Origin of the sequence: Halalkalibacter nanhaiisediminis, from assembly GCF_007830185.1 — a bacterium.
Taxonomy (GTDB): domain Bacteria; phylum Bacillota; class Bacilli; order Bacillales; family Bacillaceae_D; genus Halalkalibacter; species Halalkalibacter nanhaiisediminis.
On record NZ_VLKZ01000005.1, the window covers coordinates 117,944 to 142,247 of the forward strand.

General features: G+C 37.6%; 27 protein-coding genes. 20 read left to right on the forward strand and 7 right to left on the reverse strand.

Features of this window, described 5'->3' with window-relative positions; all coding sequences use genetic code 11:
* Window positions 1-24: 24 nt before the first annotated feature.
* Window positions 25-879: a methyl-accepting chemotaxis protein gene (locus IQ10_RS10100; protein WP_144450382.1), complete on the reverse strand. Its 855-nt coding sequence runs from the start codon at window positions 877-879 to the stop codon at window positions 25-27.
* Between the two features lie 209 nt (window positions 880-1,088).
* Here IQ10_RS10100 and IQ10_RS10105 point away from each other — a divergent pair, with 209 nt between their 5' ends.
* Together IQ10_RS10105 and IQ10_RS10110 are read left to right on the forward strand one after the other, a co-directional pair.
* The gene (locus IQ10_RS10105; RefSeq protein WP_144450387.1) at window positions 1,089-1,652 is read left to right on the forward strand and encodes a maltose acetyltransferase domain-containing protein; all 564 of its coding nucleotides are present in this window, start codon (window positions 1,089-1,091) and stop codon (window positions 1,650-1,652) included.
* 100 nt (window positions 1,653-1,752) lie between these two features.
* Entirely contained in the window at window positions 1,753-2,586 is an 834-nt protein-coding gene (locus tag IQ10_RS10110) for a PepSY domain-containing protein (protein WP_158640026.1), read from the forward strand.
* Window positions 2,587-2,988: 402 nt separating this feature from the next.
* On the opposite strand, the gene IQ10_RS10115 is transcribed toward IQ10_RS10110, so the two are convergent.
* Window positions 2,989-4,215, reverse strand: a complete 1,227-nt coding sequence (locus tag IQ10_RS10115; RefSeq protein ID WP_144450391.1) for an NAD(P)/FAD-dependent oxidoreductase — start codon at window positions 4,213-4,215, stop codon at window positions 2,989-2,991.
* A gap of 458 nt (window positions 4,216-4,673) precedes the next feature.
* Between IQ10_RS10115 and IQ10_RS18030 the strand changes: the two genes are divergently transcribed.
* The 6 genes from IQ10_RS18030 (at window position 4,674) to IQ10_RS10140 (ending at window position 10,122) form a co-directional block, all read left to right on the forward strand.
* On the forward strand, window positions 4,674-4,823 hold the full coding sequence (locus tag IQ10_RS18030) for a hypothetical protein (protein WP_158640027.1): 150 nt from the start codon (window positions 4,674-4,676) through the stop codon (window positions 4,821-4,823).
* A gap of 132 nt (window positions 4,824-4,955) precedes the next feature.
* On the forward strand, window positions 4,956-6,752 hold the full coding sequence (locus IQ10_RS10120; RefSeq protein WP_144450392.1) for an MASE4 domain-containing protein: 1,797 nt from the start codon (window positions 4,956-4,958) through the stop codon (window positions 6,750-6,752).
* A 112-nt stretch (window positions 6,753-6,864) separates the two neighbouring features.
* A complete protein-coding gene (locus IQ10_RS10125) occupies window positions 6,865-8,079 on the forward strand; it encodes an aminotransferase-like domain-containing protein (RefSeq protein ID WP_144450394.1) in 1,215 nt (404 codons plus the stop codon).
* A 136-nt stretch (window positions 8,080-8,215) separates the two neighbouring features.
* Window positions 8,216-9,385: a beta-aspartyl-peptidase gene (gene iadA / locus IQ10_RS10130; RefSeq protein ID WP_144450396.1), complete on the forward strand. Its 1,170-nt coding sequence runs from the start codon at window positions 8,216-8,218 to the stop codon at window positions 9,383-9,385.
* A gap of 208 nt (window positions 9,386-9,593) precedes the next feature.
* A complete protein-coding gene (locus IQ10_RS10135; RefSeq protein ID WP_144450397.1) occupies window positions 9,594-9,800 on the forward strand; it encodes an alpha/beta-type small acid-soluble spore protein in 207 nt (68 codons plus the stop codon).
* A 61-nt stretch (window positions 9,801-9,861) separates the two neighbouring features.
* Window positions 9,862-10,122: a hypothetical protein gene (locus IQ10_RS10140; RefSeq protein ID WP_144450398.1), complete on the forward strand. Its 261-nt coding sequence runs from the start codon at window positions 9,862-9,864 to the stop codon at window positions 10,120-10,122.
* A 19-nt stretch (window positions 10,123-10,141) separates the two neighbouring features.
* On the opposite strand, the gene IQ10_RS10145 is transcribed toward IQ10_RS10140, so the two are convergent.
* The 3 genes from IQ10_RS10145 to IQ10_RS10150 form a co-directional block, all read right to left on the reverse strand.
* Complete coding sequence (locus IQ10_RS10145; protein WP_144450399.1) at window positions 10,142-11,239, reverse strand: ABC transporter ATP-binding protein; 1,098 nt, start codon at window positions 11,237-11,239, stop codon at window positions 10,142-10,144.
* 155 nt (window positions 11,240-11,394) lie between these two features.
* Complete coding sequence (locus IQ10_RS18195) at window positions 11,395-11,565, reverse strand: hypothetical protein (RefSeq protein ID WP_199757413.1); 171 nt, start codon at window positions 11,563-11,565, stop codon at window positions 11,395-11,397.
* Between the two features lie 48 nt (window positions 11,566-11,613).
* Window positions 11,614-11,829 carry a YheE family protein gene (locus IQ10_RS10150; protein ID WP_144450400.1) on the reverse strand — a complete coding sequence of 72 codons (216 nt, stop codon included), beginning with the start codon at window positions 11,827-11,829 and terminating at the stop codon, window positions 11,614-11,616.
* Between the two features lie 209 nt (window positions 11,830-12,038).
* Here IQ10_RS10150 and IQ10_RS10155 point away from each other — a divergent pair, with 209 nt between their 5' ends.
* Complete coding sequence (locus tag IQ10_RS10155; RefSeq protein ID WP_242009809.1) at window positions 12,039-13,178, forward strand: DUF445 domain-containing protein; 1,140 nt, start codon at window positions 12,039-12,041, stop codon at window positions 13,176-13,178.
* Window positions 13,179-13,284: 106 nt separating this feature from the next.
* Entirely contained in the window at window positions 13,285-13,638 is a 354-nt protein-coding gene (locus IQ10_RS10160) for a YlbF/YmcA family competence regulator (protein ID WP_144450401.1), read from the forward strand.
* Window positions 13,639-13,876: 238 nt separating this feature from the next.
* Here IQ10_RS10160 and IQ10_RS10165 read toward each other — a convergent pair whose 3' ends face one another.
* Window positions 13,877-14,062, reverse strand: coding sequence for a hypothetical protein (locus tag IQ10_RS10165; protein ID WP_144450402.1), 186 nt, complete (start codon window positions 14,060-14,062; stop codon window positions 13,877-13,879).
* A 186-nt stretch (window positions 14,063-14,248) separates the two neighbouring features.
* Between IQ10_RS10165 and IQ10_RS10170 the strand changes: the two genes are divergently transcribed.
* Window positions 14,249-15,091 carry a Cof-type HAD-IIB family hydrolase gene (locus tag IQ10_RS10170; protein ID WP_144450403.1) on the forward strand — a complete coding sequence of 281 codons (843 nt, stop codon included), beginning with the start codon at window positions 14,249-14,251 and terminating at the stop codon, window positions 15,089-15,091.
* A 43-nt stretch (window positions 15,092-15,134) separates the two neighbouring features.
* Here IQ10_RS10170 and IQ10_RS10175 read toward each other — a convergent pair whose 3' ends face one another.
* A complete protein-coding gene (locus tag IQ10_RS10175) occupies window positions 15,135-15,317 on the reverse strand; it encodes a YhzD family protein (RefSeq protein WP_144450404.1) in 183 nt (60 codons plus the stop codon).
* Window positions 15,318-15,576: 259 nt separating this feature from the next.
* Between IQ10_RS10175 and IQ10_RS10180 the strand changes: the two genes are divergently transcribed.
* From IQ10_RS10180 to yhaM, 9 genes are all read left to right on the forward strand, one after another.
* Window positions 15,577-16,476: an ABC transporter ATP-binding protein gene (locus IQ10_RS10180; RefSeq protein ID WP_144450405.1), complete on the forward strand. Its 900-nt coding sequence runs from the start codon at window positions 15,577-15,579 to the stop codon at window positions 16,474-16,476.
* Complete coding sequence (locus IQ10_RS10185) at window positions 16,469-17,737, forward strand: ABC transporter permease (RefSeq protein ID WP_144450406.1); 1,269 nt, start codon at window positions 16,469-16,471, stop codon at window positions 17,735-17,737. Before IQ10_RS10180 ends, IQ10_RS10185 begins: the two co-directional genes overlap by 8 nt.
* A 76-nt stretch (window positions 17,738-17,813) precedes the next feature.
* On the forward strand, window positions 17,814-18,086 hold the full coding sequence (locus IQ10_RS10190) for a hypothetical protein (protein ID WP_144450407.1): 273 nt from the start codon (window positions 17,814-17,816) through the stop codon (window positions 18,084-18,086).
* A gap of 49 nt (window positions 18,087-18,135) precedes the next feature.
* A complete protein-coding gene (yidC, locus tag IQ10_RS10195) occupies window positions 18,136-18,879 on the forward strand; it encodes a membrane protein insertase YidC (RefSeq protein ID WP_144450599.1) in 744 nt (247 codons plus the stop codon).
* A gap of 284 nt (window positions 18,880-19,163) precedes the next feature.
* Window positions 19,164-19,547: a hypothetical protein gene (locus tag IQ10_RS10200; protein ID WP_242009811.1), complete on the forward strand. Its 384-nt coding sequence runs from the start codon at window positions 19,164-19,166 to the stop codon at window positions 19,545-19,547.
* Window positions 19,548-19,839: 292 nt separating this feature from the next.
* Window positions 19,840-20,523 carry a response regulator transcription factor gene (locus IQ10_RS10205; RefSeq protein ID WP_144450409.1) on the forward strand — a complete coding sequence of 228 codons (684 nt, stop codon included), beginning with the start codon at window positions 19,840-19,842 and terminating at the stop codon, window positions 20,521-20,523.
* Entirely contained in the window at window positions 20,520-21,908 is a 1,389-nt protein-coding gene (locus IQ10_RS10210) for a sensor histidine kinase (protein WP_144450410.1), read from the forward strand. Before IQ10_RS10205 ends, IQ10_RS10210 begins: the two co-directional genes overlap by 4 nt.
* A 145-nt stretch (window positions 21,909-22,053) precedes the next feature.
* On the forward strand, window positions 22,054-23,256 hold the full coding sequence (locus tag IQ10_RS10215) for an MFS transporter (protein WP_144450411.1): 1,203 nt from the start codon (window positions 22,054-22,056) through the stop codon (window positions 23,254-23,256).
* 88 nt (window positions 23,257-23,344) lie between these two features.
* On the forward strand, window positions 23,345-24,304 hold the full coding sequence (gene yhaM, locus IQ10_RS10220) for a 3'-5' exoribonuclease YhaM (RefSeq protein ID WP_144450412.1): 960 nt from the start codon (window positions 23,345-23,347) through the stop codon (window positions 24,302-24,304).

Below are 24,304 nucleotides of genomic sequence, written 5' to 3' on the forward strand. Positions count from 1 at the left end.
AGGATTTTGATTGTGTACACTATTTTACAACTCTGATGCATACTTATTTAAATCCTTACTCATTTTTTCAATCTCATCAATAAAGGATGCAATTTCCTCTGTAGATGCAGCTTGATCGCGTCCAACCGAGACAACATTTTCGATTGAGACTGATATTTCATTGATGGATTGCTGCATATTCATTAAGGTACTGCGAATTTTCTCTGTTGAGGAGACCGTTTCATTGGATAATTTTCGTATTTCTTTTGCGACGATATCAAATCCACGTCCATGCTCACCTGCTCTTGCTGCTTCAATGGAAGCATTTAATCCGAGCAGATTCGTTTGGTCAGCAATTTTTTTTATAAAGGTGAGTACTTCATCAGTATTTTTCATTTCCTCTGAAGCAGTGTTTGACTGTTCAAGCAGTGTTTGACTAATTGTAGCTAGCCCGTCCGCACCTTGTGCAACATTTGTAATTTCTTGGTTTGCTTGTCCAATTGATTCGACAATTTGATCAGCTATTCTACGTAACTCTTTTTCATTTTGTTCTTGAATTTGAATAGCAAGAGCTCCCACAACTTTATCTTCTTCAATAATGGGTGCTGCTAGACCTTTAAATGGAAAGCCGAAGAACTCAGAAGGTACTTCTTCTTCAATTATCTTATTAAAACGAATACAGTCAGCTAGTGGCTCTTTTGGATCAATTTTAAGTCCAATTCTTGCTCCAATATCAATCTTTCTTCCAGGATAATAGACAAGCCATTCTTCTGTATTTGTCATACCAATACCTAGATCTGGTAGCATGGAGTGTATAACTGGTATGATTTGAAGGAAAGCTTCTAACTTATTTGTAGGGTTAGTTTCTGTAACTATTTTTTTTGATATTGAATAAGACATAAACGGCTCAGTCCTTTACATTAGTGTATTTTCTTGAATTGTACCATTTTTTAGTTCAAACGTCCTAATACAAACGCTAAAAAACTTAAACAAATATTGAACAAAATTGGTGCGAAGAAGAAATTATTGGATATTCATAATATTAATAGAAAATTAAGGTTAAGATTGTAAATTTTAAAATGAAATGAAGTTTAGAAGGAGATATCATAATGAAGACAGAAAAGGAAAAGATGTTAAATGGTGAATTGTATCATGCAGGAGATCCAGAATTAACAAAAGAACGTGTAAACGCACGAAGACTTACTAGATCATACAATCAAACATGCGAGACGGAGGATATCAAACGCACTGAACTTTTAAAAGAGCTTCTAGGTACAGTAGGGAGAAATGTATTCATTGAACCAAATTTCCGATGTGATTATGGCTACAATATTCATGTTGGAGAAAACTTTTATGCTAATTTTGATTGTGTCATTTTAGATGTATGTGAGGTTCGAATTGGGGATAACTGTTTCATGGCTCCAGGTGTACACATTTATACCGCGACACATCCATTGGATCCTTCAAGACGTATTTCGGGTGAAGAATACGGAATACCAGTCACCATAGGGGATAATGTATGGATTGGAGGAAGAGCTGTTATTAATCCAGGTGTGACAATTGGAAATAATGTTGTCGTCGCTTCTGGGGCAGTTATTACAAAAAATATACCTGATGATGTCGTTGTTGGGGGGAACCCTGCTAGAATCATCAAACATATAGATGTAGAATAGTTTTTAATCAATTCTCATCAAATTCTCATTTTTCTCTAACGTTGTTGTCATAAAGCTTAGATATGATGATGACATAAGGAAATCAAAGGAGGAAATGGATATGAAAAAAATGACAACAATCGCAACAAGTTTACTAATTGCAAGTGGTACTGCAATCGGTGTTGCTGCATCTGATCAGGATCGAAATGTTGTTTATGAAAAAGCGATAGCTGCAGAGGCCACAGTACAAGAAGTTAATACTCAAGTTCAAGCTGCAAATACCACTGGTGAAAAACAAAGCAGATTATCAGAAGAAGAAGTCGCCACGATTGCCAAAGAGGTATTGGATGGGACAGTAGATGACATTAAGCTTGAGTGGGAAGATGGTCGTCTTGTCTATGAAGTTGAGTTAAAATTTACAGGTGAGCACTATGATTTTGATATCGATGCTCATACGGGTGAGATTATTAATATCGATGGTAACTTGTTAAAAACACCTATTGCTGAGGAAGTGGATATAACGATTCAACAAGCTCAGCAAATGGCTTTAGATCACCTTGCTACTGGAAAGATTAAGGGAATTGAGCTTGAGAAAAATAATGGTCGTTATATTTATGAGCTTGAGGTGAAAATTGCAGGTGAAGATGGTGATGTATCCGTCGATGCAACGAATGGTGAAATCCTTTATGTAGAAGATGATTTACGTGAAGTGTTGGCGAAGGTCGCTGAAAAAGGTAATGGAGAAAAGCAACCAAAAGAGCAAGTGAAAGAACAAATAACGACTCAACAAGCGATCGAGATTGCTCTTAATCATGTAGGTGGCGGTACCGTAGATGATATCGATCTTGAAAAGGAAAATGGTCGTTTCATTTATGAAATTGAAATAGAGCAAGAAAATAATAAAGATGTTGATGTGGTAATTGATGCTCATACAGGTGAAATTCTGTCTAAGTAGTGGATGAATTAAAGGAAAAAGAAGGGCTGTCCCAAAAGCCCATAAAAACTAAAAATCACGGAGACCTGTTTACGTTGGTCTCCGTGATTTTTGTTATTTATTTTTTCATTCTCTTGCGAGTGGCGGTCAGCCGCCACTCGCTTCCTCATATTATGGGGATTCCCTGTAGCCTGCTTTTAATTGTCCATTATTCATATGTCGTCTTTCATCCGTATAAAAGTCGCATCTGTATCTGTTTTCGAGAAACTGTTGCGCTCACCAAAAATCCCACTTGATGTTCATATTTTTGAAGACGGGGAAGGTAATCATTAAATAGAGTTCTGTGAGTCTTCTGTAGAGAACGTACTTCTTTTTTCTTCTCATTTTTCTTTTATTGTATATTTAAAAATAGTGACTTAATAATCATCTATCAAGACGGACAATATCTGCATCTGGGTTTGATTGATGGAAAATCAAGTCTTTTAAAATCTTTGCCCCAAGCATACTGTAAACCGTACCATTCCCGCCAAAACCAAGACAGTAATAAATATTATCTCTTTTAGGATGGAGTCCGATAAACGGTAAGCCATCATTAGATTCACCAAAGCTCGCAACCCATGAATAAGCAATATCTAGATCGTATTTAGGAAAATGTTCTTTTATCTTTTGAAGTAATCGATTCTCATATTTCTTTATTGTCGATTTATCAGGTGATAGTTCCATTTTATTTTCGTCAAGTCCCCCTGCTATAATCCTTCCATCATTTGTTGTTCGCATATAAAAATAAGGTCGCTGTGTTTCCCATATTAAACAGTTCTTTTTCCAATTTGGGAAAGAAGGCAAACGCGAAGTGACCACTGCATATGTTCGATTTACTGTTGCTCCAAATTTTTTGGCGAAAGTAATTTCCTCATATCCAGTAGTATAAATGACTTTTCTGGCAGCAATTTTTCCTTGCTCGGAGTGAAAATATACATATTCTTCATCGGCACTATCTTCGTGTAATTCAGTCTGTTCATAAATTTCCACACCTTTTTGAGATGCATTCTGAATAAGGTTATTAATAAATTTAAAAGGGTTTATTTCGGCATCCCCTTTCGTTAATAGAGCTGCCGGCTTTTCAAAAGAAAAATTTTTCTTTATTTTCTCTTCGTCTAAGTATTCTACCTCAAATTGATGTTTCGTTAAAGCTTCATATTCTTTTTGAAGTTTTGGGATATCCTCTTTGGAACTAGCATAGTACAAGCTATCTCTTCGAATAAAGTCGACCGGTTCAGGTAGTTCACTTGCTATTAGTTGTAAGTCATTTACTGCTTCTAAACAAAGTTTATAAAACCTTACTGCTTTTTCTTCCCCGAGCTTTTGAATGAATTCATGGAGCATCATATCACTCGAATATTGTAAAAGCCCGGTGTTAGCTGAAGAACTCCCACTACCGATGGTTCTTTTTTCGACTAATACTGTTTTTAGCGGATATTTTGAAAGGGTATGGGCACATAATGCTCCAGACATTCCTCCCCCTATTATCAAAACATCACAACTTATTACTTCATTAAGCTTATGATACCGCGGTACATTATTTAGCGTCTTAGGCCAATATAAATTTCCTCTATGTAAATCCATTTTTATTTCCCCCTCATCATATTTCATATCTATACCCCACTACACATAAAGGGAAAACCTTGGAAATTGCACTGCAAACACGAATGATGAAACGTATTTTAAATGGAGCTTTAACATAAAGATCATACTATGACAGTTAGATTTATTTTTTTAGTATACTTACCGATTCTTCGCTCATTCCTCGATGAATTCTTTTTTAATTTTTTCAAAAATCCGTAACATAATTTTATTTTCTAAAGCCATCTCTTCAGGATGCCTTTGAACTCCTAAGATCATCGGTTTCTTGACTTTTCCCTCTGATGCTTCTGCAACTCCATCTGGTGCACTTTTAAGCGTGGAAGCAATTTCTCAACCGAACTAGTAATTCTAATACCAGGTTTATTTCGCATCATTCCACTTCTCTCATCAATCACATTTGTCATGTTTCCGAAATACCACGGAATGACTTTTCGAAACATATGAGTAGTGTTAAAAAAGGTGATATTATGGTTTTAGGGAGTGGTCCAATCGGTGAAATTCGTATGGCTCAAAGGGTAATAAGAGTGATTCCGGTTGATCAGATCGCTCACCGTCTCGACCATACAAAACGTACAAATAAGGTAGAAACCTATAACTTTAAAGGGGCTGTCCCATAAGGTCATAAAATGAACTTATGGGCAGCCCCTTCTTTTAATGATAATCGGTTCTAAAGATGTGGTTGAAATGTCATTGTTATTCTTTTGGTCAGTCATTATAATGAAGGGAAGATTGAACAGAAGGAGCGATATATGAACAAAAACGTTGAACAAGTCTTATCGATCGAATCGATTGAACCTAGTAAAAAACAACGTACGACCGTTATTGGGCTTGTACTTTTTCTTTTTTTAATTGTTTTCTTGACCTTACCCAACATTAAGACCTTAATAGTAGAAATTAACCCGTTTCTACCTATTTTCATATCTTGGTTGTTGATTGCTGATATTCTTATTTCTTTTTTAATGTTTATCCAGTATCGAGTAACGTGTAATCGAGCCATTTTAATTTTAGCAGGGACTTATTTATTTACTGGACTAATAACGGTTCCTCATATTTTAACGTTCCCGAACGTTTTTACAGAAGCTGGTTTGCTAAGTGCAGGAAGTCAAACGGCTGTCTGGTTTTGGGTGCTATGGCATTCTGGTTTTCCGATTGGGATATTGTTTTATGTATATACATTAAGAAAAAATAAGCTCGACTATGTGCACAGGCAAGGAAAGCTTACGTTTATAATGGTGATGACAATTATCTGTATAATTGTCATGAGTACAATTGTACTGACAAAAGGAAGTGACTACTTACCCGTCATTATTGAGCAGGGGAATTTCAGATTGCTGTTAGACTCTGGTATTGGACCTGTTGTACTTCTTTTGAATATTGTGGCCCTCGTTTGCCTCATGAGACAAACGAAAATGAAGTCTACTCTTCATTTATGGCTAGTATTATCTGTTTTGGCCTTCACTCTTGATGTTTTTGTTACCCTTTTTTCAGGAGCTCGGTTTAGCGTGGGCTGGTATGTCGCTCGACTGCTTTCCCTTTTTTCAGCAACAGTTGTTCTTGCTATGTTTTTTATAGAACTTAATCGTCTATATTTAGGTATTACAGAGAGTAATCAGATGCTTAAAAAAACGAAAAAAGAAACGACTGATATTCTCGAAAGTATCCGTGATGCCTTTATTGCTCTTGATAAATTTGATCGATTTATTTATATGAATCGAGAAGCCGTGAAACTTTCTCAAAAAAAAGGAGAGGAATTGATAGGGCAATCCATTTGGGAAGCATTTCCTCACCTCAAGAAATTAATGCTTTTTAAAGCCATTAAGGAAGCTAAACAAAATAAGACCCTTTTTCAGTATGTTGGGCAGGATGCACGAACAGCGACTTGGTTTAATATACGTATCTATCCGCGAGAAGATGGTGTGTCGGTTTTCTTAAGTGATATAACGAAAAGAGTGGAGGCAGAAGAACGTTTAAAGGAAGCCAATCTTATTTTGCAAAGGTTATCGCATATGGATGGATTAACGGAAATAGCAAACCGTCGCTTTTTCGATGACCAATTAATAATGAAATGGGAAACGGCAGTGAAAGAAGGTACACCTTTATCTTTAATGCTTTTTGACATCGATTATTTTAAGGGTTACAATGATTTTTATGGACATCAAGCTGGTGATGCATGTCTTAATATGGTTGCAAAGCAGCTTGAGAAGACCGTTCAACAAATTAATTCTACCTATAAGTATGCTCGCTATGGTGGAGAAGAGTTTGCAGTAATAATGCCAAATACAGGTAAGGAAGAGGCATTTTTTGTTGCAGAATCAATCCGAAAAGCGATAGAAGTGAGACAATTTGAGCATGCTCGCTCTGAGGTTAGTAGGTGGGTGACAATTAGTGCTGGTGTGTTCACAATGCAACCGCATGAATCCAACTATCTTAATGATCTCATCAAAGAAACCGATCGTATTCTTTATTTGGCAAAAAGTCAGGGACGTAATCGTGTCTGTCAGGATGATGACATGATGCAGGCGAACAAGGGAATACATCAGAGTTAAATATCTGATGTATTTTTGTGTCTGTATTCTTTTTTTGTCCATTGACATTTAGGCTAAATCGGGTAGTATATATGTAATATTCAAAATTTTTAGTTCGATAGAGGTGCCAGTTATGAAATATGCCTTTGCTAATCGTGTTCGTCATTTGCAGTCTTCTGCCGTTCGTGACATTTTAAAAGTAGTCGGACAAGGCAACGTGATCTCATTTGCAGGTGGTCTTCCAGATGATGATTTATTTCCAATTGAAGGAATAGAGGATGCTTTTTCTCGAGTTTTTGCAACAGGGAAAAAGTCTTTGCAATATATGGAAACAGAAGGATATCGTCCGCTTAGAGAAGTGATTCTTGAGAGAATGCGAAATAAAAAAGGAATTACTGGATTTTCAGCAGACGAAGTTCTACTGACGACAGGTTCCCAGCAAGCGATTGATCTCTTTTCACGCGTGATGTTAAGCCCAGGAGATGTTATTTTAACAGAAGACCCAACGTATTTAGCTGCGTTGCAAGTGTTTAAGTCATATGAAGCGAAGGTCATTGCGGTACAATCAGATAATTCTGGTATGTTACCAGATGATTTAGAGAAAAAGTTAAAACAACATAAACCAAAATGTATTTATGTCGTACCTACTTTCTCTAATCCTGCAGGACGTGTATGGTCACTTGAAAGAAGGAAACAACTTATTGAGCTTGTTCAAAAATATAATATTGTTGTCTTTGAAGATGATCCTTATGGTGAAATTCAGTTCCAACAAGATGAAACGTATGTACCTCTTGCTGCACTTGATAATGGCCAGCATGTTATGTATACAAGCACGTTCTCAAAAACAGCTGTTCCAGCGCTTCGAACTGGTTGGATTGTTGGACCTTTCCAAGTGATTCGGATGATGTCTCAAGCGAAGCAGGCGAATGATCTTCATTCGAACTCATTATCACAACAAGCCTTGTATCAGCTTTGTTGCCATTTTGACCTTGATGCTCATATTCAGCATTTGATTTCAGTGTATAACAGCCGCATGGAGGTCATGGTTAGATGTCTTGAACAAGCCAATCTAAGTGATGTACGTTTCGTCAAACCAAAAGGTGGTATGTTCCTTTGGGTTGAACTCGAGAAGTCGATCAACACAACGGCATTACTCACACAAGCTGTTGAAAAAGGAGTAGCATATGTGCCTGGTGAACCGTTTTATGCTGGGGTTGCGCAAAAGAATACGATGAGATTAAACTTTACTCATTCTACACCAGAGAAAATTGAACAAGGTATGAGCTTACTCGTTGAATTGCTTTCATCAGAAAGTGCTAAAAAAACAGTTCCAATAGGTACTTACTAAAAGAAATAAAAGAAGCGGACTTAGATGCAGATCTGAGTTCGTTTTTTTATATTAATATATCTGTTAAGTTGTTCTAATATAATATTTGTCAAGATGAGTACTATAATTGGGGCAATATATAAATGGAGGAAAAAAGATGTTCACATTGATTATAAATGGCGACGTATTTGCACCGAAGCACCTCGGGAAAAAGGATATTTTAATAGCAGGCGATCGTATTGTGGCGTTGGAAGATAAAATTGATCAAAGTTGTTTACCTGGTGAGGTACGTGTGGTTAACGCAGAAAGACATAATGTTGTCCCAGGCTTCATTGATAACCACGTTCACATTATTGGTGGTGGAGGTGAGGGAAGCTACAGAACAAGGACCCCTGAATTAATGCTAAGTCAAGCGACGACAGCTGGAGTCACAACGATTGTTGGTGTAATCGGAACAGATGGAACAACAAGGACGATGCCTGATTTGATTGCAAAAGCAAAGGGGTTAGAAGAAGAAGGAATCACGTGTTTTGTTCATACGGGCTCTTATCAAGTGCCAGTAAAGTCGTTAACAGGCTCCATTCAAAGCGACCTTATCTTAATTGATAAAATAATCGGTGTAGGTGAAATCGCGATTTCTGATCACCGCTCGTCACAGCCTACAGTCCAAGAATTAATTAGACTTACTTCCGAAGCAAGAGTCGGTGGAATGTTATCTGGAAAAGGTGGAATTGTCAACATTCATGTCGGTGATAGTAGGCAGAAGCTTGATTTGTTAGAAAAAATTGCTGAAAAAAGTGATATTCCGTTAGCGCAATTTATGCCGACGCACATCAACCGTAATCCATATCTATTTGAGGCTGGGATTGCTTATGCTAAAAAGGGAGGGAGAGTTGACTTTACGACGAGTACGATTCCAAAATTTCTTGCTGAAGGAGAAATAAAATGTAGTCAAGCTCTAAGTAGGATGCTTGCTGAAGGGATAGAGCTAAGTCAGATTACGTTCACATCTGATGCGCAGGCGAGTTTACCAGACTTTGATGAAAATGGGAACTTAATTGGGTTGAAGCTTGGAGATATTCGTTCACTGTTTAAAGAGGTACGTGATGCCATTATGGATGAAGGACTTGCACTAGAGACTGCTATTCAGGTCATTACGAAGAACCCAGCAAAAGCTTTAAAGCTCATACAAAAAGGGGAAATCGAGGTCGGAAAAGATGCTGATATCGTGCTGCTTGATGATAGGTTGGACATTGATACAGTCATTGCACGTGGTCAAGTTATGGTCGAAAAAGGTGAGGTTTTGGTTAAAGGAACATTTGAATAGATGGAACGTGAGAGAGGCTCAAACCTTGAAGTGGTTAAGCTTCTTTTTTTATTTTGAGAATAAAAATCGGCCATAGTCGAATTTGAAAAATCAGGATTAGTAAATGTTATAGCCTATCTTTCTCTAAAATCCCAGTAATTATTAATCTGAAATGCACATAACTAATGTGAAAACATCCAAACTATGAGTACAGAAGGAGGTGAGAAACATGGCGAGAAACAACAGTTCAAACCAGCTTGTTGTACCTGGTGTACAACAAGCGCTCGATCAAATGAAGTATGAAATCGCGCAAGAATTTGGCGTTCAGCTTGGTCCAGATTCAACATCTCGTTCTAACGGATCTGTAGGTGGAGAAATTACAAAACGTCTTGTACAAATGTCTGAACAACAAATGAATGGATATCAACAACAATAATATGGCTTAAGGGATGGGAAAGCTCATCCCTTCTTCGAACTGTGTGGAGGTGTAAAAAGGGATGAGTATGTGTCTTATGTGCAATGGGATGAACAACATAAAAATTGATTGTCCACAATGTGAAATAGAGCTTATCGATTTTGGACGTATTATGGATTATGGTGAGAAATATGAGGCATATGAAGAGATTGACTTGTTAAAAGTAGCTAATGGCATTGAAAATGATTTACAAAATAGTCTTTGCCCTCATTACATGACGTGCCCAAGTTGTAGTCAGTATTCGATTTATCTTGTCGAAGAACAACTTATATATGATAGTTAACGGAGAACAGATTTATTTATCATTTAATAACAAGCTCTGTATCTTTGTCGAAGAAGTGAGCTTGATTCATATCAAGGGCAAGGTCGATTGATTGTCCACTTGAAATACCTATCCGTGAATCAATACGTGCCGTTAATTGTTGGCCGTTAATGGAGGAATAAAGCACAGTTTCGGCCCCCATTAGCTCGACGACTTCAATATTAACTTTAATCACTATATCTGGTGATGATTTGATAAATAATAGCTCATCATGTACAGCTTCTGGACGAATACCAAGAATAAGTTCTTTATCTACATAACCTTGCTCTTTAAGGATTGCGAGCTTTTCTACTGGAATTTTAACAGCTAGCTCTCCGACTTTAAAAGAATCTCCTTCTAATCGGCCACTAATAAAGTTCATAGCTGGTGAACCAATAAAACCACCAACAAAAATGTTTCTTGGATTGTCGTATACTTCTTTTGGTGAACCAACTTGCTGGATAAATCCATCCTTCATAATAACGATTCGTGTGGCCATTGTCATCGCTTCGGTTTGGTCATGTGTGACGTAAATGGTTGTTGTTTGAAGACGTTTATGTAGCTTTGTGATTTCAGCACGCATTTGCACACGTAACTTTGCATCAAGGTTCGAAAGGGGTTCATCCATCAAAAATACTTGTGGATCACGAACAATGGCTCGTCCAAGGGCAACACGCTGACGTTGTCCACCAGACATTGTTTTTGGCTTACGGTCAAGCATTTCTTCAAGCCTGAGAATTTTTGCTGCTTCTCGTACACGACGATCAATTTCGTCTTTTTTACATTTACGAAGCTTTAGTCCAAATGCCATATTTTTATAGACAGTCATATGGGGATAAAGCGCATAATTTTGAAAAACCATTGCGATATCGCGGTCTCGAGCTGCGACATCGTTCATACGTTTACCATCAATAATAAGATCACCTTTAGAAATATCTTCAAGTCCTGCTATCATCCGAAGTGTTGTGGACTTTCCGCAACCAGATGGACCGACGAAGACAATAAACTCTTTATCTTGAATATCAAGGCTGAAGTCTGTAACAGCTGTTACATCTCTATCATACATTTTATAGATATTCTTTAATTGAATTTCAGCCATCTCTATGTACCTCCTTTTCATATATACCTATAAGTACGATTAGCTATATTATAGCAGGGAGATCTTTTTCTTTGAACTTGAAACGTCACTAGGCTGTTTTTCGTCTCGAAGATAAAGAGGTGATCTCAGCATATTTTTTGAGATCACCTCGTTGGTTATGATTGAGCAGGAGGATTTTCTTTCTCAAGGTCACGTGATTCCTCAATGATACCAGCGTGAGTGTCATTGACGGTTCCGCCACCAAGACCTTCGTTAATCATCCGATCAACATCCATAAAATATTCATCCCGACCTTCAAATTTCGACTCTTTGTCTTTATCTGACATGCTTACCACCCCTCTTTATAGAATGGCTCGATGATGATATTTTATTCATTAATGTTCTTCGTAAACATGATACAGCATTAATTCATGAATCTGTGGTTCAAGCTCTTTCTTACTATCATTTGTTAGTAATGACTCATTCCAAGCAATCGTACCATTTTGATGGTAAATGCCTGTGATATATTGCCCTTTATGAAAGAAGGAAATAGTCCACTCTCTTCGTACTAAGTTATTGCGAAGCTCTTTCCATTGAAAATGAGAAATCATGCCGTCACCTCTTAACTAAATTACAGCTTGTTCTAAAATTATATCATAAGTGCAGAGCTGTTTAATTTCTTTTTCAGTGATACCTTCTCATACGTGTGAAAGCAGTAAACCTTTCGCTATGATTAGACAAAACTAGCGAGGATGATCATCGTATCGTATACTATGTGTTAAACATCCGTTTTTGAATAAGTTGAAGGAGTGACACACGGTTGCAAACACTGACATTAATCATATTTATGGTCGTTATCGGTGCCGTAATTGGCGGCATGACGAACTCGATCGCAATAAAGATGCTTTTTCGACCATATAGAGCCATTATGATTGGTTCATGGCATCTTCCATTTACACCTGGTTTAATTCCAAAGCGTCGTGATGAGCTTGCGAGCCAACTAGGAAAAGTAGTGGTTGAGTACCTTTTAACAGCTGAAGGGTTAGGAAAAAAGCTTAAAACTGCTGCGTTTACAGAAGGTATGACGAATTGGTTACGTACAGAGGTGAAAAAAGTTCTCCGAAGCGATAATAGTGCAGCTGACTTAATAGAGAAGCACATCGGAATAAATGAGCCAAAGCAGGTCTTACTTGATCGTACAGAAACATTCGTCACAAAAGGCTATCGAACATTTTTAGATTCTCATCGTAATGAGGCATTAGCTCAACTAGTACCAGTAACTGTCCAAAATAATATAGAAAGACATATTCCAAATGTAACGAGCTATATTCTTGAGCGTGGTCAAGACTATTTACAAAGTCCTGAAGGGAAAGAAAGATTAAGTATGATGATTGATCGCTTTCTTGCTCAAAAAGGGACAATTGGCAATATGGTATCAATGTTTCTCGGTAACGAGCGTTTGGTCGATAAGATTCATCCAGAATTAATGAAATTTCTACGTGATGACGGAACAAGGCAGCTTGTCGAAAACTTGCTTGTACAAGAGTGGGAAAAAATCAAAGGTAAAAAGCTAGCTGACATTGAAGCCTATATTAAAGAGGATGAGGTCGTTTCATTTATTGTCAAAACAGTGGACAAGCATATTCCTCTTTATCAATGGATTGATCAACCGTTAAATGAGTGGACGAGTGCTTATGAAGAAATGATTGTGGAGAGTGCTATTCCAAAAGGTGTCGATCTTATACTAGAAGTTCTCGCTACACATCTAGAGGCACTACTTGAGCGCATTCATCTTGATGAAATCGTTCGTGAACAAGTAGAAGCCTTTTCGATCGAGAAAATAGAGGAGCTTGTTTTATCGATTTCGAGGCGTGAGCTAAAAATGATTACTTATTTAGGAGCTTTGCTTGGTGGAGCGATTGGTTTCATTCAAAGTTTGATTGTTCTTTTTATCGGGTAGAGGGTAAAAAGGCTGTAAAAATTGTCTCATTTCATTCGATATTGATGAAAAGTCGAAGTGAACATGTTATAGTCGTTAAGACTATTTTTTTAGGGGGACGTACAGAATGTCTAATATTTATGACACGGCACACGAATTAAAGCGTACATTAGCAGAAAGTGAAGAATTTAAGGGGTTAAAATCTTTACATGAGCAAATTGAAGCAGATGACATTGCAAAAAAGATGCTTACTAATTTCCGCAATCTTCAACTTGAACTTCAACAGAAGCAAATGCAAGGAATTCAAATTACTGAAGAGGAAGCACAACAAGCACAACAGCAATTTGAGCTTGTTCAACAGCACGAGCTTATTTCAAAGCTAATGGAAGCTGAGCAACGTCTAAGTGTAATCATTGGTGATATTAATAAAATTATCACAGAGCCTCTTGAAGAAATTTACGGTAATCCTGACCAACAATAAGTAGATAAAAAAGTTCAGCACATCTTCTGTGCTGAACTTTTTTTGAAGATAAGAAAGCATAAAATTCGATGATGTCTAGCTCCAGCGACTGACCAAGGCGCTGGAGCTTTTCTTAGAAGGTCAAAGTGTGACCTTATGAGATAGCCTTTTTTTGTATGAAAATTGGTTCGTTTCTAGTTGGATAGAAAAAGAATCATGCTGTTTCATTCTAGGTTGAGAGTAGAAGCTCATAATAGTTTTAATTGGAAATCTTTTTCATGACCTTCGTAACAAGATGAAAGACAACCCCTGCAAAAAGACCGATAGCAAGTGCACCAGCAATCGTCATCAAAAGATTTTGAGATTCCGTATTAGTGTAATCAAGTAACGCAAGTAGTAAAAAGATCCCTGTTGGAATGTAATAATAGGATAATACTTTTTTCATTTTTTTTGCTCCTCATAATAGGATTGCACTGTCGTATAAGTATATGAAACATTCCTTTTCTCGTCTAGTTCTGATATAAAAGCAATTGTTCTAATAGAAGAAAAAACGTCATAAGCTAGTGGAGAGTAGCATGCCTATATCAGGCTGCCAGGTAAAGGACAACGAGAACAAGGGGGACATGTGACGATGCGATACAGATTACTAGCCTTAAATGTTGACGGCACTATTCTAAGAGCTAATTCAAAAATAAGTAGACAAACAAAGGATGCAATTGAATACGTCAAAGATAAAGGTGTATATGTGACACTTGCAACAGCAAGACCTTTTCCTTCAGCAAAAAAATTGGCAAAAACTTTAAAAATTGATGGTTGTCTGATTACGAGTGACGGAGCATATGTCTCATCGTCGCTTGAAGAACCAGTGTTTGTGAGGAGGATAAAGGAAGAAAAGGCCCTTCAGATCGTGGATATTCTTGAGCAGTATCATTGTCATGTTCGTGTCTTACACGAGTCTTATTCTATTGGAAATAAAGTGAGCCAGGTTAATAACCTAATCGCAAAAATGACAATTGGTATAGGTGACCCGCTCTTTTACCCGATTACATTTGTTGATTCGGTTGGAGAGCAATTGATCAAAGAGCCAATAGCCCCACCAAAAATACAAGTACAATTTTTCGATCCAAAAGAGCAAATAAAAGCAATGAACCAGCTTGAGAAAAGAGTGAGAGGGATTAACATCATTTCATCTGCACCTGGTCGATTTGACTTTGTACATGAAGGAGTGTCAAAGGCAAGAGGATTACAAGCACTAGGACAGCACTTAGGTATTCAAGCAAATGAGATGGTTGCGATAGGAGCTAATGATAATGATGTCGACATGATTTCACAAGTAGGTCTAGGTGTGGCGATGGGGAATGCGACTCAAGCAGTTAAAAATGTTGCGGACTGGTTAACTCGTTCAAATGAGCAAGACGGGGTCTCCTATATGATTCGTGAGGTGTTTCGTAAGCAGCATCGTGTGCGAGTATAAAAGAAAGAGGACAGTTCCCATATGGAGCTGTCCTCTCTTTGTATTAACGATGAAATAATAGAAGCTTTCCTGATCGTGTCATGCGGTGGGTATGTTCACTGTAATTGTTTTCAGCTAGCTTCTGCATGCCAATTTGTTTAGCAACTGTATCATTTTCGGCTTCAAAACGTTCTTCAAATACCATTTCTCCTGTCGATTCAAAAACAGTAAGTGTGTATTCGCACATCAACCTCACCTCAATTATGACTTTATCTCTAGTGTAAATTGAAGCGTTTACAGGATCAAGTGAAAAAAATTTCAAATTAACTGTCTAAACAGAAGACATTTTCAAAACGGAGGTAAGTTTTTCACGAGCAGGCATTGAAATTGATTCGGACCAACGAATGCAGCTTAGTGAAATCTTAACGTATTTACTAAAAAATTGAAACGAAAACAAGTTGTATCCGTAGTAGTAATAGGTGAGAAAAGAAAGTGAGGGGAAGCTAATGACTCTTGAAATCAATAATGTGACTAAACGCTTTGGTTCTTTTCATGCTGTGGATCATTTAACACTACAGATTCCACCAGGAGAAATGTTTGGCATGTTAGGTGCAAATGGTGCAGGAAAAACGACGACATTTCGAATGCTACTAGGGTTATTACAGCCATCAGAGGGAACGATTACTTGGGCTGGTGAAGAAATTACGTATCAGAGGACAAACGTAGTCGGTTATTTACCCGAGGAAAGAGGTTTATATCCAAAATTGAAAGTGAAAGACCAATTAATTTATCTTGGACGATTAAAAGGGATGGAGAAAAAATCTATTCTTATTGAAATGGAGAAGTGGCTTGAGAAATTTAAGGTTCCTGATTATGCAAATAAAAGAATTGAAGAGCTATCAAAAGGAAACCAACAAAAAATCCAATTTATTGCATCGGTCATTCATCGGCCTGAATTGCTCATCCTCGATGAACCATTTAGTGGATTAGATCCAGTTAACGTCGAGTTGTTGAAAGAAGCTGTGATTGAATTGAAACAAAAAGGGACGACGATTGTTTTCTCCAGTCATCGCATGGAGCATGTGGAAGAGCTGTGTCAGCATCTGTGTATTCTTCATCATGGGAAACTAGTTGTTAATGGGAACTTACGAGAGATTAAGAGATCGTTTGGGAAGAAAAATGTTGTCATTCAAGCAGATTATGATTTGTCCTCGCTTGCCAATCAGGTAGGAGTTTTAAAATACCATGCAACAGCAGAGGGCGTTCGTTTACAGGTTCAGGATGAAGGTGTGGCTAAAGAGCTTTTTACTCATATTGCAGCCAAGGGCTATGCGCGTAAGTTTGAAGTGGAAGAACCGAGTCTTCATGATATTTTCATAGAAAAGGTTGGGACAACTTATGCGTAATTTTTGGATTATTGCTTTCCATACGTATTTAAATCGACTGTTAACGAAAACCTTTCTCTTCACAACCATCATCACGCTATTATTTGTTCTCTTTTTTATGAACATGGATCGTCTTTTCATGATGTTTGAAAGTGATGCAGAAAGTGAAATGACTCAAATTGTTGTTGTTGATGAAACGAATAAAATGTATGCTCTACTTGAAGAGCAAATGGCGCCTTTTTCTGAACGGCTTCAGCTTATAAATTCACAAGAATCCTCTGAGCAAGCTAAGCAAGATATTACTGATGGTATTTATGATGCCGCTTTAGTGATTTCAAATGATGAGGATCAAAACATCAGAGGCATGTATTTCTCAGATTCCTTAACACAAACGTTTGCTCCTAGACAATTAGAACAAGCACTTCAACATATTAAAGAAACACAGAAGACAGTGGAACTTGGGTTAAGTGAGGCAGAACTTGAGCAAATTTACACCCCAATTGCTTTCGATTTATCAACGGTCAGTGAAGGGGCAAAATCTGAAGATGAAATCATGCAAGCGCAATCCATTGTCTATATTTTATTGTTCATTATTTATATTTCTGTGTTAATATTTGGAAACATGATTGCGACTGAAATTGCAACTGAAAAATCCTCAAGAGTAATGGAGATACTTGTTTCTAGTGTTTCTCCTATCACCCAAATGTTTGGGAAGATCGTTGGGATTGGTTTACTGGCTCTGACCCAGTATGGGATCCTATTTTTAGTTGGACTCGGGAATATCCTGTTAAGGTCAAGTGGATCTAGTGAAGAGGGAGAGCTGCTAAGCGATTTGATTAATCAGAATATCCCTTTGAACTTGATTGGGTATGCGATCGTATTCTTCATCCTTGGCTATTTTCTATATGCTACACTCGCAGCTACTCTCGGATCTTTAGTCAGTCGTATTGAGGATGTCAATCAAATGCTTGGTCCAGTTAACTTTCTTGTTATTGGTGCTTTCTTTATTGCTATGTTTGGACTAAATGCTCCAGAGTCTACGATCGTAACTATTAGCTCGTATATTCCGTTTTTTGCTCCAATGCTGATGTTTTTAAGGGTTGGTATTTTAAATATTCCAATTTGGGAAGTCGCACTATCTATAGGGATATTAGTCGCAACAATTATTCTATTAGCAATGATTGGTGCACGAATTTTTAAGGGTGGTGTTTTAATGTATGGTAAAAGCTCAATCTTAAAAGATATTAAAAAAGCGTTGCAACTATCACGGAATGAAAAATAATTAGATAGCGATTTGGTAGGGAAATGTTTTTGTGATAAAATAAACACAATGAAGTGAGTAAGGGAGGTGAATGGGGATGCTTGAAATTATTTCGGATATGACGATGCTCTGGGTTAGTGTTGTTATGACAGTTTTACTTGTAACTGCTTTTACGAAAGCGAATATTCTCAGAATGGAATGGGAGCTTCGCACGAGTTCAAAAAGACAGATAGTAGATCTTGTTGAACAAAAACAAATAAATTCATTCCTCATTCCCTTACTGACCAAGCTCTATCGTCCAAAAATTCCTTCTCGTATCGATCATTTGGATCAAGATGAGGAAGGTCCATCTCTTGTTGTTTATCGATAAATGATAACAACAAGGAGGATATTTTGTGAAAAAAATTAGTTTGTTGATAATGCTCTTAAGTATAATCATGATTTTAAGTGCTTGTGGTAGTAGTGGTAATAGCGTACCAATAACAGCAGAAACAGAGGGGATATGGAATCATTTCTTTGTTTATCCACTCTCTTGGCTTATTATTCAGGTAGCTGAGTTCTTTTATGGTAGTTATGGCTTATCTATTATCGTCGTGACAATTGCACTTCGACTTTTGTTACTTCCACTTATGTTAAAGCAGCAAAAAAGTAGCCGAGCAATGCAGGAGCTACGACCTGAAATGGAAGCCTTGCAACAAAAATATAAAGATGCAAGCAGCAAAGATCCTAAGAAGCAACAAGAAATGCAAAAGGAATTGATGACTTTATACAAATCGCAGGGTGTGAATCCGATGGCAGGGTGTTTACCATTATTTGTTCAACTTCCTGTACTCATGGCTTTTTACTTTGCGATTATGCGCACGGAAGAAATTGCAAGGCATACGTTTTTGTGGTTTGATTTAGGACAACCAGATCCTCTTTATTTGCTTCCTTTTATAGCGGGAGCGACGACGTTTTTACAAATGAAATTAACTTCTGCCCAGTTGAATGATCAAATGAAAATAATTATGTATATTATGCCAGTGATGATTATCGTCGCAGGTTTATCTTTACCTTCCGCCCTTTCATTATATTGGGTAGTAGGAAACGTGTTTATGATTATCCAAACATACTTCACTGTAACGAGAGCTGAGAAGAAGACTTCATTAATTTCTAGAAGCTAAGAAAGATAAAATAATATAGATTAAGCATTGTAGGACTGTATTCTACAATGCTTTTTTGAAGATAAGAAAGCATAAAATTCGATAAAGTCTAGCGTAAGCAGTCTAGCCGTCCAAGGTTGCTTCAGCCAGTAAATGGTTACCCGAAACCTGGCAACACATTGAGAGACTTCCAGTACTTTTAGCTCGCTGACGAGGCGTTTTCGCTTTTCTTAAGCAAGTTTAATCCGCGTTCACCCATTTTATCCTTCTTGAATAAGGTAGTGTTGTAAAGGAGGTATTGAATGATGAACCAAGCACAACAAATGAAAATGCAATGTCAGAACTATGTGAATCAACCTGTACAGCTGCAGGTACATGGACAGTCAGGATATAGTGGAATCATTGAGCATGTTGATGATGAAAATGTCTATTTAATGGTTCCAGTTGATGAAAGTGGTCAATATATTGATCTAGTTGAACTGATGAATGGCTATCATCCCATAAATAAACAAGCGGGCGAGCAGTCTACTTTGCCATTGATGGGGCAAGAGATAAATGTTCGAAATGAACGTTACCCATTTTATCCTCCTTATCCACCGTATCCTTATTATCCTTATCCACGTCCAAGGGGATGGGGGAGATTAATCTTGCCACTTGCTGCTCTTACTGCTCTTGCTGTGCTTATATAATAAAATGAAAGAAAGGGACTTTGGCTGTGATAGTCTTGTCCCTCCTTTTTAAATTTTTTGAGATGCATAAGTGAGTATTATCTAGAACTTACCCGGGAAATAGCTTTAAAATGAGAAAAAAGAAAAGAAAACGAGAGAGAAAGCAGTGATTTTATGAAAAATAGTGTAAAGATTCATAACTTCTATCGTAAATAGCAGGAAACTCGTTTCAGCAAGGAAAATACGTTACAATACTTAAAGAAACATTTAAAAATAAAATGATCTTTGTATATATAGAAGGAGGAATAAATCAATGAACCAATATCACGTTTATCTTGTTGAAGATGAAGAAAACTTATCTGAAATTTTAAAAGCTTATTTAGAAAAAGAGGGTTGGGATGTACGGGTGTTTAATGATGGTGATGCTGCCCATGAAGCGATAGGGGACAAGCCTCATTTATGGATTCTTGACATTATGTTACCTGGTACAGACGGATATCAATTATTAAAAGGAATCAAAGAAGAAACAGATACACCTGTTATCTTTATTTCAGCTCGTGATCAAGATTTAGACCGGGTGTTAGGTCTTGAAATGGGTAGTGATGATTATTTAGCCAAACCATTCTTGCCACAAGAGCTAGTTATTCGAGCAAAAAAATTGTTAAATCGTGTGTATGGCTCTTCGACACAAGATCAAAAGAAAATTGAATTAAATCAATATACAATTGATCCAATCGGTCGAACGGTCATTGATGAAGAAGCAGAGGACGATCAGCTTGTTGATTTAACAACAAAAGAAATGGATCTTATTTTACTCTTAACGGGTGAAATTGGAAAAGCGTTCTCAAGAGAGATTATTATTGAACATGTCTGGGGCGAAAATTATTTTGGTTCAGAACGTGCTGTTGACGATGTTGTGCGACGTGTGCGTAAGAAAATGCCACGTATCCACTTAGAAACACTTTATGGATATGGGTACCGGGTTCTGTCTTCATGATCAAGGTTAATTTAACGCAACGGATTTGGCTTGCGTTTATTTCATTAATTGTGTTAGTTTGTCTTTCTATTATTATTATTTATCCCATTTCCATTGAAGGCGCGTTAACAGATGAAACATATCGAATCATTGAACAAGAACAATACCGCTATGCCTATCCGCTTCTAGACTTAATTAATCCGCAAAGAAATGAGCTTGATTTCGTTGAAAGGCGTGAAGCTGGATCGGTGGGGCACTTTTTCATATATGATACGCTTGGACGAACTCCTGCTGGGGTAGCACTGCCCCCGACAGAGGTGCTACAAGAAATGGCACAAAATGCTTATCATCAAGAACTTAATCGTGGTCGCTATGAGATCCAATACGGCGGGGCAACCGTTTTTTATGTCATTGCAAAGGCTCAAATTTCTGGAAGCCCAGCTTACCATATTTCCTATATGTGGGATACGTATCGCGATCAAATGGTCAATCGTTTATGGGAACGTCTCATTTATATTCTTTTGATAACAAGTGCTCTTAGTTTACTACCAGCCATTTGGCTTAAGCATTATTTACGCCAACCACTTATTGTACTTGGAAATCATCTTGAGCAGATCGCCAATCGCGACTGGCAAGAGCCATTGAAGTGGAAGGGTGATGAGGATTTTCAACGACTATCCGATCAATTTGAAAAGATGCGGCAGAACTTAAATTTATATGATCGGGCCCAAAAAACATTTATTCAGCATGCGTCACATGAATTAAAAACACCAATCATGGTCATAAAAAGCTATGCTCATTCCGTTAAGGATGGCATCCTACCTAAGCATAATATGGAGAAGACGATGGATGTCATCATCGAAGAAGCGAATCGTATGGAACGACGTGTTATTGACATGTTGTATTATACAAAGCTCGATTCTCTTAAAGAAGAAACGCCAAAGCATGAGGAGATTGTTTTTGGAGAAGTAGCTTTTCAAATTGAAGAACGCTTCCGTGTACAGCGTGAGGATGTGAGAATTTTAGTTGAAGGAGCCGAAATAAAGCTGAAAGGTGATCGAGAGCAGCTTGAGGTATTGCTTGAAAATTTAGTTGAGAATGCGCTTCGTTATGCAATTGATACGATCTGGATAAGGGCAACATTAACAGATGAGCATGTGAAAATTACTGTTGAAAATAATGGGGACCATATCCCATCTCATGACCTGCCACAGCTTTTTAACCCGTTCTATAAAGGGAGTAAAGGTAAGTTTGGTCTTGGTCTTGCTATTGTGAAGCGAATTTCAGAACTGCATGGTGGTTTTCCAAAGGTTGAAAATAGTGATGTAGGAGTTAAGTTCACCATTAGTTTTCCAAAGGCGGAAGAACCAAATGTAAAAATACGTAAGCGAGAAAAGAAGATGTAGGAATGCATCTTCTTTTTTCGTGGATAATAAAGTAATAACAATTTTGTCAATTGATTTTACTACCATTATTAATAAGTGGCGCAAAAATCTAATGTCTACTATAATTATTTCGTAATCCTAAAGAAAATAAAAAGAAGGTTAGCATATGAAAAGTAAAGAATTTAAGCCGTTGTTCATGCTCATGATTAATATGTTTGTCATTATGATGGGGATTGGGTTAGTTATTCCGATTTTGCCTTACTATGTTGAAGCATTTGGAGCAACGAGTATGGAACTTGGACTTTTGATTGCAGTATTTTCGTTTATGCAATTTTTGTTAGCACCTGTGTGGGGAAAATTGTCAGATAAATATGGTCGCAAGCCACTGATTGCGATTGGGATGTTTGGCTTTGCTGGTGCGGAATTTATATTTGCTTTTGCAACAGACTTATGGATGCTGTTTTTATCACGAATATTAGCGGGTTCATTTGGCTCAGCCATTATGCCTGCAGCGATGGCATATGTATCAGATCGAACAACTCTTGAACGTAGAGGACATGGAATGGGGATGCTTGGAGCTGCGATGTCACTTGGGATTGTCGTTGGTCCTGGAGTTGGAGGCTGGTTAGCTGAAATTAGTTTGGCTACACCGTTTTTATTTGCAGGAATTGCAGCGACTGTTGCTGGTATTATTTCATTATTGATTTTACCAGAATCATTAACAGCAGATAAACGCCAAGAGCTTGCACAAACTGTTGATAATTCTAATCAATTCATACAAATGTGGCATGCGCTGAAAAGTCCAGTTGGTTTTCTCTTACTCCTCGTTTTTGGATTGAGTTTTGGTTTAGCAAATTTCCAGACAATCTTTGGTATGTATGCTCTTCATCAATTCGGGTATTCACCTTCTCAAGTTGGTTTTATTATGGTTCTTGTAGGGGTAATTGGAGCGATTGCACAAGGAGGGTTAGTTGGTAGACTAACGGAAAGATTCGGGGATGAACGGGTTGTTCTCGCTGCTCTGCTGTTAAGTGGTATTGGCTATATTGTCATGATGCTGGCCTTTGATTTTATTACAGTCATTGTAACGACCTGTATTTTCTTTCTCGGTAATTCGATCTTACGTCCAGCTGTTAATACGATGATTTCTAAGCTTGCGGGTGAAAGACAGGGAATGATCATGGGCTTAAATAACTCCTTCTTAAGCTTAGGAAATGTTGCAGGTGCCTTAGTCGCAGGATTAGTATTCGAGTTAAATATGTACCTTCCATACAGCGTGGGAGCTTTAACAATGTTTGTTTTAATGGGTGCTACGATTTATTGGTTATCTAAGCGACAAGCAAAGCAAACAATCCGTTCTACTGTCTAAGGTTACGTGTGACTCCAAGACTCTTATCTACCATCTATGCTATACTTATCGGTAGGAAAAGAAGATTAAAGATGGGGTGATGTTACTCATGAGTAAAGGGATTCGTTTTCAACAAGTAGGCGATCGAGTAGAGACCTATTACTTAATTAAAACCGCGACAAAGGGAACGGCTAGTAATGGAAAACCGTTTCTTACATTAATTCTTAGCGACCATACTGGTGATATTGAATCAAAGCTGTGGGGATGTTCACCTGAAGATGAAGCGACTTTCAAGAGTAGAGTGATTGTTCATATTCAAGGAGAAGTAACAGAATACCGTGGACGACTACAATTGAAGATTAGTAGCATTCGACCAACAACTGCGATGGATCAAGTGAAAGTAGCGGACTTTATCAGATCAGCTCCATTATCACCTGAAGATATGCTTGAGGAAGTTACACAGTATATCTTTGAAATGAAAAATGCAAACATTCAGCGTATCACACGTCATTTAGTGAAAAAGCATCAGCAAGCATTTCTTGAGTCTCCTGCTGCAACAAAGAACCATCATGAATTTGTGTCAGGGCTCGCATATCATGTCGTTTGTATGTTAAAGGTAGCGAAAAGTTTGTTCCAATTATATCCTACACTCGATCCTGATTTATTGTATGCGGGAGTCATCCTTCATGATCTTGGCAAAGTGCGTGAGTTATCAGGTCCAATTGATACCACATATACACTAGAAGGAAAATTGCTTGGTCATATATCGATTATGGTTACTGAAATTGCTGAAGCAGCTAAGGAACTGAACATCGAAGGGGAAGAAGTTCTAATGTTGCAACATCTTATTCTAAGCCACCATGGTAAGGGAGAATGGGGGAGTCCAAAAGCGCCTGTCATTCGCGAAGCAGAAGTCCTACATATGGTAGATAACATTGATGCGAAAATGAACATGATGGATCGTGCTCTTGAACGCGTTCAGCCTGGAGAATTCTCTGAGCGCATCATGCCTATGGATAATCGTAGCTTTTATAAGCCAAGTTTTCATGAACCACCACTTGATTTGTAG

What these genes read in the sequence shown, in the direction of transcription:
- iadA (WP_144450396.1), top strand. Translation starts at nt 8,216, where the DNA reads ATGTTCACATTGATTATAAATGGCGACGTATTTGCACCGAAGCACCTC.
- IQ10_RS10160 (WP_144450401.1), top strand. Translation starts at nt 13,285, where the DNA reads ATGTCTAATATTTATGACACGGCACACGAATTAAAGCGTACATTAGCA.
- IQ10_RS10210 (WP_144450410.1), top strand. Translation starts at nt 20,520, where the DNA reads ATGATCAAGGTTAATTTAACGCAACGGATTTGGCTTGCGTTTATTTCA.
- IQ10_RS10150 (WP_144450400.1), bottom strand. Translation starts at nt 11,829, where the DNA reads ATGATTTCTCATTTTCAATGGAAAGAGCTTCGCAATAACTTAGTACGA.
- IQ10_RS10120 (WP_144450392.1), top strand. Translation starts at nt 4,956, where the DNA reads ATGAACAAAAACGTTGAACAAGTCTTATCGATCGAATCGATTGAACCT.
- IQ10_RS10205 (WP_144450409.1), top strand. Translation starts at nt 19,840, where the DNA reads ATGAACCAATATCACGTTTATCTTGTTGAAGATGAAGAAAACTTATCT.
- IQ10_RS10165 (WP_144450402.1), bottom strand. Translation starts at nt 14,062, where the DNA reads ATGAAAAAAGTATTATCCTATTATTACATTCCAACAGGGATCTTTTTA.
- IQ10_RS10185 (WP_144450406.1), top strand. Translation starts at nt 16,469, where the DNA reads ATGCGTAATTTTTGGATTATTGCTTTCCATACGTATTTAAATCGACTG.
- IQ10_RS10170 (WP_144450403.1), top strand. Translation starts at nt 14,249, where the DNA reads ATGCGATACAGATTACTAGCCTTAAATGTTGACGGCACTATTCTAAGA.
- IQ10_RS10135 (WP_144450397.1), top strand. Translation starts at nt 9,594, where the DNA reads ATGGCGAGAAACAACAGTTCAAACCAGCTTGTTGTACCTGGTGTACAA.
- IQ10_RS10105 (WP_144450387.1), top strand. Translation starts at nt 1,089, where the DNA reads ATGAAGACAGAAAAGGAAAAGATGTTAAATGGTGAATTGTATCATGCA.
- IQ10_RS10140 (WP_144450398.1), top strand. Translation starts at nt 9,862, where the DNA reads ATGAGTATGTGTCTTATGTGCAATGGGATGAACAACATAAAAATTGAT.
- IQ10_RS18195 (WP_199757413.1), bottom strand. Translation starts at nt 11,565, where the DNA reads ATGTCAGATAAAGACAAAGAGTCGAAATTTGAAGGTCGGGATGAATAT.
- yidC (WP_144450599.1), top strand. Translation starts at nt 18,136, where the DNA reads ATGCTCTTAAGTATAATCATGATTTTAAGTGCTTGTGGTAGTAGTGGT.
- IQ10_RS10200 (WP_242009811.1), top strand. Translation starts at nt 19,164, where the DNA reads ATGAACCAAGCACAACAAATGAAAATGCAATGTCAGAACTATGTGAAT.
- IQ10_RS10125 (WP_144450394.1), top strand. Translation starts at nt 6,865, where the DNA reads ATGAAATATGCCTTTGCTAATCGTGTTCGTCATTTGCAGTCTTCTGCC.
- IQ10_RS10180 (WP_144450405.1), top strand. Translation starts at nt 15,577, where the DNA reads ATGACTCTTGAAATCAATAATGTGACTAAACGCTTTGGTTCTTTTCAT.
- IQ10_RS10190 (WP_144450407.1), top strand. Translation starts at nt 17,814, where the DNA reads ATGCTTGAAATTATTTCGGATATGACGATGCTCTGGGTTAGTGTTGTT.
- IQ10_RS10100 (WP_144450382.1), bottom strand. Translation starts at nt 879, where the DNA reads ATGTCTTATTCAATATCAAAAAAAATAGTTACAGAAACTAACCCTACA.
- IQ10_RS10145 (WP_144450399.1), bottom strand. Translation starts at nt 11,239, where the DNA reads ATGGCTGAAATTCAATTAAAGAATATCTATAAAATGTATGATAGAGAT.
- IQ10_RS10110 (WP_158640026.1), top strand. Translation starts at nt 1,753, where the DNA reads ATGAAAAAAATGACAACAATCGCAACAAGTTTACTAATTGCAAGTGGT.
- IQ10_RS18030 (WP_158640027.1), top strand. Translation starts at nt 4,674, where the DNA reads ATGGTTTTAGGGAGTGGTCCAATCGGTGAAATTCGTATGGCTCAAAGG.
- IQ10_RS10215 (WP_144450411.1), top strand. Translation starts at nt 22,054, where the DNA reads ATGAAAAGTAAAGAATTTAAGCCGTTGTTCATGCTCATGATTAATATG.
- yhaM (WP_144450412.1), top strand. Translation starts at nt 23,345, where the DNA reads ATGAGTAAAGGGATTCGTTTTCAACAAGTAGGCGATCGAGTAGAGACC.
- IQ10_RS10115 (WP_144450391.1), bottom strand. Translation starts at nt 4,215, where the DNA reads ATGAAATATGATGAGGGGGAAATAAAAATGGATTTACATAGAGGAAAT.
- IQ10_RS10175 (WP_144450404.1), bottom strand. Translation starts at nt 15,317, where the DNA reads ATGTGCGAATACACACTTACTGTTTTTGAATCGACAGGAGAAATGGTA.